Below are 6561 nucleotides of genomic sequence, written 5' to 3' on the forward strand. Positions count from 1 at the left end.
CTTTAGATTCTTCTGATTCCTTGTGTCAAGCCTGATTGAGATGCTCTTACCCTGTTGGCTAATGCCACTCCTAGGGTAAATGGTACACCTTCAAATACAATTTTACCCAGGGATTCTTTTAAGGAAGTTTCTGGCGTAATTTCTTGCAACAACCACAACATAAATGCAGCACAAACAAAGCCAATTGCCATTGCCTCTACAGTATCTATGGCTGCCTCATCAATTCGACAGGTATTTCTGCGTTTACGAAAACCCTCTGTATAATTGAGTAAAAAAACTACAATAAACATTAAGGCGATCGCCATTACAAGCAATCTTGGTTTTGCTAGCGATCCAATCCACCATACTTCCATAGTATATATTAGGGGAATACCAAATAAAAACCCTCCACAAGTACCACGCACAATATCATTGATTTCTTGTTTCCAAGTGTTTTTGTAACGTTTTTTAGCCACTAATAATATGTACCTGATTATTTGATTGTAATATTTTTAGATGTTGTAGAATGTCTCATAAAAGATATATTTTCAACATCTATCCTAGGATATTTTACAGATATATGTTTATATACTTCCTGCGGTAGACACAGAAGAACTTGCTTTTTGGCGAATTGGAGCAACGGAAGATAGAATGCAATACTGTTCAGTGAAGGCTAAAAACTACAATCAGTGGTAGGTTGGGTTGACTTCAGGAAACCCAACATCCTCAAGACTTTGTTGGGTTGCGCTATCACTTAACCCAACCTACTTTTTCTCTTAAGTGAACCGTGTTGGGAGAGCATGTTGCATCATTTCCATATATTGCAATTGCTTATTTTGTGCTATTTAGTAATAAGTAAAAGTAAAATATTTGCTATTTGCCAAACTTCAATAATCATTAGCCTCGGTTACTGATGCGGAAATTCTATCAGCGAGGTCTAAGTGCTATGACACTTATTGAGTCTATGTTATAGCCGATTCTTTCACACATTCAGAAAAAAAAGACACTATTTAGTTTTAGTGTCCTAATTTTATAATTTTATGAACTACTGAGGATGTTTATTTTAAACTGGATTAGGTGTGAATAAATCTTGGTAGTATATAACTAATCTAAACCATCTGTACCAACAGCAACCCTGAGAATTGCTGTGTATTCATCTAGGGTGAGTGTACCCGATCTAAGTAAATCAATCACCGCCCCTTTGATACTATCACCGCTTCGTCCAGAGATTGATACGGTTGGGCCTGTCAAGAGGGTTATGGTTGGGATGGTGGTTCTAGTAATTGGATCATGAAGTATAAGACCTGTAACTGTATATACACCACCACCATCAATGCCAAATAAATATGTCCCTGATGGCGAAACTTTCTCAGCAGCAATGGAAGTGATATAACCACTAGGGGTAACAAATGTGATGGAACCTGTCAAACCGCCTTCTTCTGCTTCTAAGATCGGTAAGTCTTCAATCAGAACTTGTGCTGATACTGGAGTAGATGCCAAGGTTATGCAGCTAATAAAACCTGCCAAGGTTAGACCAGCTTTCCACAAAACTGAAACAGAGCTAGAAAATAAGTTCATACTAGGAAATCCTGTGTTATGAAAACTTGAGCTTTGTCGTCAGGGAGTTGTTTAATGCAACTGGAAAGCGTCTGCTTGGTAATTCACTTTCATGATAGCGGTGAATCCACATGACAAAAATGAATTTAAGAACAGGGGAATGGGGAGTAACCTAAATCATAAAGTTGCGGCAAGTTCCTTCAAGCGATCGCGTCCATCTCGAAACACGGGCCAACCATCACCCACTAATACGGCTTCGACGTGAGGTAGTGCCGCTAACCGCTGTACAGAAGCCACAGCCGCCTTACGATTCAGTAACTTCTCATCTGGCAAAATAGTTAAACTACCAGCCTTGCGGGCGCGTACCAAGTCCCCTGTAATTAAAGTTGTGTCCTCCAGTAACAACGCCAACTCACCCGGAGTTTTAGAACCGTGGAGTTCCAGCACCTTTAATCCTGGTACCACTTGATCACCATCCGCCAGCCAGCGATCGCAATGTATGGGAAAACAATCCTTCTCCCCCACAGGGCCAGCTATCTTGGCATAAGTTTGATCAGCAATTTCCTTAGCAGACCTGACGTGTTCAGAGTTTGTCAACACAATCCAAACCACACCACCTAGGGATTGTAAGTGATTCCAATCATGGTTGGATAGGGCTACTGGGTCAATCAAGATATTGCCCCCTGGACGAACCCAGGCAATCCCATTGAAATCAATATTTCTTGCAGGATTGAAAGTAGACCAGCCATATAAATCGGGACGGTGTAGAGATTTCATAAAGATTCTGGTTCAGTACCTTCAATAATTCTGGATTCATAACTCAGCATAAATAATGTATCAACAATCCAGTCTATGTTCCAAGCTGATGGGTCTTGGGAGTGGGAAATAGTCAAAATTTCTGAACTCAGATCCGGGCGATCGCCAACCTGAGAATCCAGGATCAAAGCTTTTTGCTGTCTGTGCTAAGTCATTTGCTACAACGCGGGGCTTCTCTGCGCCTTTGTGGTTCGTCAGCATCATCTAAAATCGCACTCATTAATTACCCAAGTTTAACTAGTTCCTAATAAAAAATATACTTTTAGATAGATGATTGATTAAAAAACAAAGTAAATTCATGAAGAAATTGCCATAATTAGTTTCTAGAAACTAATTATTTGTGATAGCAAGCACTTAATCAATACGTTTTTCTGACAATTCAAAAAAGTCTAAAAAGGTCAATATTCAACTGTATTTGTAAAATATCTTCAACTATTATCCAAAAATAACTACAGAAAAAACAACAAAATCATATTTTTAATTATCTAAAATCTACAATACTCCTATCGATTTAGTACGGTAATGAAATCTTACCCAAAAAGCTATTGACTATCAAAAAAATATAATTAATGTTAAAAGTATCCCTGCCAAAAATATATCTAAGCATCAACAAATCTGGAGGTATTTCCTATGATGATGATGATGACGGAAACCATGACTACCGAAATGCAAAACTGCATGAACGCTTGCATGGAATGTCACAAAATGTGCATGGAAACCATGACTTACTGCATGAGTCAAGGCGGTAAGCAAATGAACACAAGTATTATGGGCATGATGCGCGACTGCTCAGAAATGTGCATGATGTGCATGAACATGATGATGGGTGGTTCTGAGTTCATGGGACGCACTTGTATGCTGTGTGCTGAAATGTGCGATCGCTGTGCAATGACCTGTGAACAAATGAGTGCAGACCAAAAGATGATGCAATGTGCTGCGGCTTGTCGCAAATGTGCAGAAGCTTGCAGATCGATGCAAATGATGCCTGCTTAATTCCACTACTTAGCAGAAGTTCTCTACAACCTATTATGCAAGCGCTCAAGCTTTCAAGTCTGGGCGCTTAAAAGTGCTACTGTTTTGCAGTTAAGGCTTGCATCCGAGACTTAAAGGCGGCAATCATTTTTGGTGTGGGTTGAGTTGCTTGCCATGAAGGACGTGTCATCAAGCGTTCAGTCCAAGCACTTAGTTTTTGATAGTCCATCAAGGGAAAACCTAAATTTGGTAACCAGGGAATTGCACTTGCGGCCACGATATCGCCTAAAGTTAATTGGTCACTACCAAAGTATGGGCGATCGCCTAATAAGTTTTCCAAGAATTGCAATACTATAGCCACTTTATGTTTTGCTTGTTCTAACTTGTGAGTATCTTCACCACCAGCAAAACCCATCATCTGAAATATTAGGGGATTCATCGCCGGCATCAGTTCATTGACTGTTACCATTTCTACCATTCGCACAACGGCTAAATTTTTGGCATCTGTAGGTAACAGTGGGGGATGAGGATATTTCGCTTCTAAATAGTCCAGAATTGCTAATGATTCCACCACGTTAAAACCATCATCCACTAAAACTGGAATATGGTGTAAGGGGTTCATCGCTAAAAATTCTGGTTGTAACTGGTCGCCATCCAGTTGCATTTCTACTAAATCAAATTCTAGTTTTTTCTCTAGTAGCACCATCCACACTCTACGGGAGTTCATCGAAATAGGATTGTGATATAGCTTCAACATAAAACAACCTCAAACTTTTATCAGGTATTGGGGATCTGGGAACTATAAATTCTCTAGCCTCTAGCCCCTTCAAAATTCTGCTAATAATCTCTCCACACTAGCATTGTGATCTAAAAAGGAAAACAAATGCCTGTAAGTCAATTTGCCATCTTTATCCAAAACAAACTGGGCTGGTAAAGGCGCACCTAAAGCTTGTCCTACTTTGTATGTGCGAAATATCCGACAACTAGGGTCACTCAGCAACGGCATTTTTAAACCCAAATCTTTGACAACTATTTGACTTTGCTTTTCATCAGTACTAGTAATCATTAAAACTTCGATTCCACGATTTTTAAATTGTTCGTAGTTTTCATTCAAAGCTTTGATATGAGGAAAACAAAAGGGACAATATTGCTTTTCAGTAAATATGCGCGTAAAGGCGAGCAATACTGGTTGTTTGCCTCTGTAATTTGATAATTTCACCACAGTGCCATTGGTGATATCTGGTAGTTGAAAATCTGGTGTACCTACTCCCATTCTTAGCTGATTTATCGCTGGGATTGGTAAAAAGTTGCGAAAGAACCGCTCATTTAATAAGCCACTAAAGTCAGTAGAAGTCAACATATTTTTATGCCAATTTTTTATAAAAAACTTTAAAATAAAAAACCACAGATATACATACAAATTAACACTGAATAATAAATATCTGTGTTCATCTGTCTGGAAAAGATTTGCGCCGGGAAAATTGGACGCGTAAACTTTTCGCTGTGTGCATCTGTGGTTTTGGCAATCTTGCCTGCTAGGGAAATCTAGACAGCAGAGAAGTAAACTTTAGACTTCACTGGATCAGGATTCATGGTTTTGTCCCCAGGTTGCCAACCAGCTGGGCAAACTTCATCGGGATGGGACTGAACATACTGAATCGCTTGTAATGTCCGCAGGGTTTCATCAACGCTACGACCAAAGGCTAGGTTGTTGATGGTAGCGTGCTGAATTACACCATCTTTATCAATGATGAACAGACCACGTAAGGCAATACCTGCTGCTGGATCAAGGACGTTGTAAGCGGCGCTAATTTCTTTCCTGATGTCGGAAACTAGAGGATAGTTGAGGTCGCCAACACCGCCAGATTTGCGATCAGTTTGAACCCATGCGAGATGGGAAAACTCGCTATCTACGGAAACACCTAGAACTTCGGTGTTAACTTTTTTAAATTCTTCGTAGCGATCGCTAAATGCTGTGATCTCTGTGGGACAAACAAAGGTAAAGTCTAGAGGGTAGAAAAACAGGATGACATACTTACCGCGATAGTCGGAAAGTTTAATCGTCTTAAATTCTTGATCTACCACAGCTGTTGCTGTAAAGTCAGGAGCCTGCTGGCCTACACGTAGGCATCCTTCTGTTGCGTAAGTGAGGGACATTAACCGAATTCTCCTTCAACTTATATCCGTATAATAGCGTCAAAATTTGAGTCAGCTAAACACTTACCCATTGACGCTATGCAAATTTAATTACGTTCTGTTACGACTATATCATAGTCATAACGATTTTGAGTAGCAAATGCCTGATTTAGATACAAGAGAATGGTTACTCACCAATGGCTTGGGAAGTTTTGCCAGTGGTACAGTTTCTGATGTCCGCACACGCACTTATCATGGTTGGCTATTTGCGGCGACTAATCCGCCTTCCAGCCGTACCCTGCTATTTTCTCACCTAGAAGCTAGCGTGGAAGTATCAGGAAGAGTGATAGCCCTAGGAACGAACTTTTGGGGCAGTGGTAAAATTTCGCCAGCAGGCTATAAACAGCTACGCTCTTTTGATATTAACCCAGTTCCCAAATGGGTTTGGGGTGAAGATAATTGGCAGTTAAGCAGGCAATTAATCATGCCCCACAGTTGGGGAAGTGGGGAGGGGGAGCAATGGGGAGATGGGGAGAAAGAAGTTATGCCATCTTGTTCCCATCGGGTGTTGATTCACTATCGCTATGAGGGAACTGACACCGCCATTTTACGGCTGCGGTTATTAATAGGCGATCGCGACTTTCATCACCAACAACATCAGCATCCAGGTTTACAGTTTTCGCAATTACTCGGACACAATCAAGTCTGTCTCCAAGCCATCTTTTCGGGAGACTTTGGTACACCTTGGCACCTGCGTTGGACGCAAGGAGAATATCAAGCAGAGGCAGTGTGGTATTGGGATTATGAGTTACCAGAAGAAAAGAAAAGAGGATTAGGCGATCGTGAAGAACTCTACAGTCCTGGTTACTTGACAGTGATTCTCCAGCCAGGAGATGCGGTGACTTTAGAAGCACAGATGGGTTTTCCCGATCCACTGCAAAGTGTACTCACTGCCGAAACCTTCACAGAATCAGTGGAAGCAGAACAAGAAAGACTTTCCCAGATTTTCGGCTGGAATCAAGTTAGTAGGAAGTTGGGAGTTGGGAGTTGGGAGTTGGAAGATCAAAAACTTTCTTCCCCCTTGCCCCCTGCCCCCTGCTC

The 6561-nt window shown here is 40.9% G+C and carries 8 protein-coding genes and 1 pseudogene; 2 read left to right on the plus strand and 7 right to left on the minus strand.

What is annotated here, in order from left to right; translation table 11 throughout:
• Positions 1–47: 47 nt before the first annotated feature.
• The 4 genes and pseudogenes from ACM0OS_RS27995 to ACM0OS_RS28010 all read right to left on the minus strand — a co-directional run.
• Positions 48–455 (minus strand): annotated as a pseudogene (locus ACM0OS_RS27995) (TIGR02587 family membrane protein); the annotation flags it as partial.
• A gap of 628 nt (positions 456–1083) precedes the next feature.
• A complete protein-coding gene (locus tag ACM0OS_RS28000) occupies positions 1084–1557 on the minus strand; it encodes a hypothetical protein (RefSeq protein ID WP_414546447.1) in 474 nt (157 codons plus the stop codon).
• 156 nt (positions 1558–1713) lie between these two features.
• Positions 1714–2313 carry an MBL fold metallo-hydrolase gene (locus ACM0OS_RS28005; protein ID WP_414546448.1) on the minus strand — a complete coding sequence of 200 codons (600 nt, stop codon included), beginning with the start codon at positions 2311–2313 and terminating at the stop codon, positions 1714–1716.
• Complete coding sequence (locus ACM0OS_RS28010) at positions 2310–2480, minus strand: hypothetical protein (RefSeq protein ID WP_414546449.1); 171 nt, start codon at positions 2478–2480, stop codon at positions 2310–2312. The genes ACM0OS_RS28005 and ACM0OS_RS28010 overlap by 4 nt, the downstream gene beginning before the upstream one ends.
• Before the next feature lie 502 nt (positions 2481–2982).
• Here ACM0OS_RS28010 and ACM0OS_RS28015 point away from each other — a divergent pair.
• Complete coding sequence (locus ACM0OS_RS28015) at positions 2983–3345, plus strand: four-helix bundle copper-binding protein (protein WP_414546450.1); 363 nt, start codon at positions 2983–2985, stop codon at positions 3343–3345.
• 76 nt (positions 3346–3421) lie between these two features.
• Here the strand turns inward: ACM0OS_RS28015 and ACM0OS_RS28020 are convergent, their stop codons facing one another.
• The 3 genes from ACM0OS_RS28020 to ACM0OS_RS28030 all read right to left on the minus strand — a co-directional run bounded on the left by ACM0OS_RS28020 (position 3422) and on the right by ACM0OS_RS28030 (position 5481).
• On the minus strand, positions 3422–4081 hold the full coding sequence (locus ACM0OS_RS28020) for a glutathione S-transferase family protein (protein WP_414546451.1): 660 nt from the start codon (positions 4079–4081) through the stop codon (positions 3422–3424).
• A 69-nt stretch (positions 4082–4150) separates the two neighbouring features.
• Positions 4151–4684: a peroxiredoxin family protein gene (locus ACM0OS_RS28025; RefSeq protein WP_414546452.1), complete on the minus strand. Its 534-nt coding sequence runs from the start codon at positions 4682–4684 to the stop codon at positions 4151–4153.
• A gap of 185 nt (positions 4685–4869) precedes the next feature.
• Positions 4870–5481 carry a peroxiredoxin gene (locus tag ACM0OS_RS28030; RefSeq protein ID WP_414546453.1) on the minus strand — a complete coding sequence of 204 codons (612 nt, stop codon included), beginning with the start codon at positions 5479–5481 and terminating at the stop codon, positions 4870–4872.
• A 139-nt stretch (positions 5482–5620) separates the two neighbouring features.
• Between ACM0OS_RS28030 and ACM0OS_RS28035 the strand changes: the two genes are divergently transcribed.
• On the plus strand, positions 5621–6561 hold a 941-nt coding region (locus ACM0OS_RS28035), incomplete at its 3' end, for a glycogen debranching enzyme N-terminal domain-containing protein (protein WP_414546454.1).

Origin of the sequence: Nostoc sp. CCY0012 (assembly GCF_963920855.1) — a bacterium.
Lineage (GTDB): Bacteria > Cyanobacteriota > Cyanobacteriia > Cyanobacteriales > Nostocaceae > Cyanocohniella.

Bases quoted from the DNA above. Each gene is read 5' to 3' on its own strand.
- ACM0OS_RS28000 (WP_414546447.1), bottom strand. From the start codon at position 1,557: ATGAACTTATTTTCTAGCTCTGTTTCAGTTTTGTGGAAAGCTGGTCTA.
- ACM0OS_RS28005 (WP_414546448.1), bottom strand. From the start codon at position 2,313: ATGAAATCTCTACACCGTCCCGATTTATATGGCTGGTCTACTTTCAAT.
- ACM0OS_RS28015 (WP_414546450.1), top strand. From the start codon at position 2,983: ATGATGATGATGATGACGGAAACCATGACTACCGAAATGCAAAACTGC.
- ACM0OS_RS28020 (WP_414546451.1), bottom strand. From the start codon at position 4,081: ATGTTGAAGCTATATCACAATCCTATTTCGATGAACTCCCGTAGAGTG.
- ACM0OS_RS28025 (WP_414546452.1), bottom strand. From the start codon at position 4,684: ATGTTGACTTCTACTGACTTTAGTGGCTTATTAAATGAGCGGTTCTTT.
- ACM0OS_RS28030 (WP_414546453.1), bottom strand. From the start codon at position 5,481: ATGTCCCTCACTTACGCAACAGAAGGATGCCTACGTGTAGGCCAGCAG.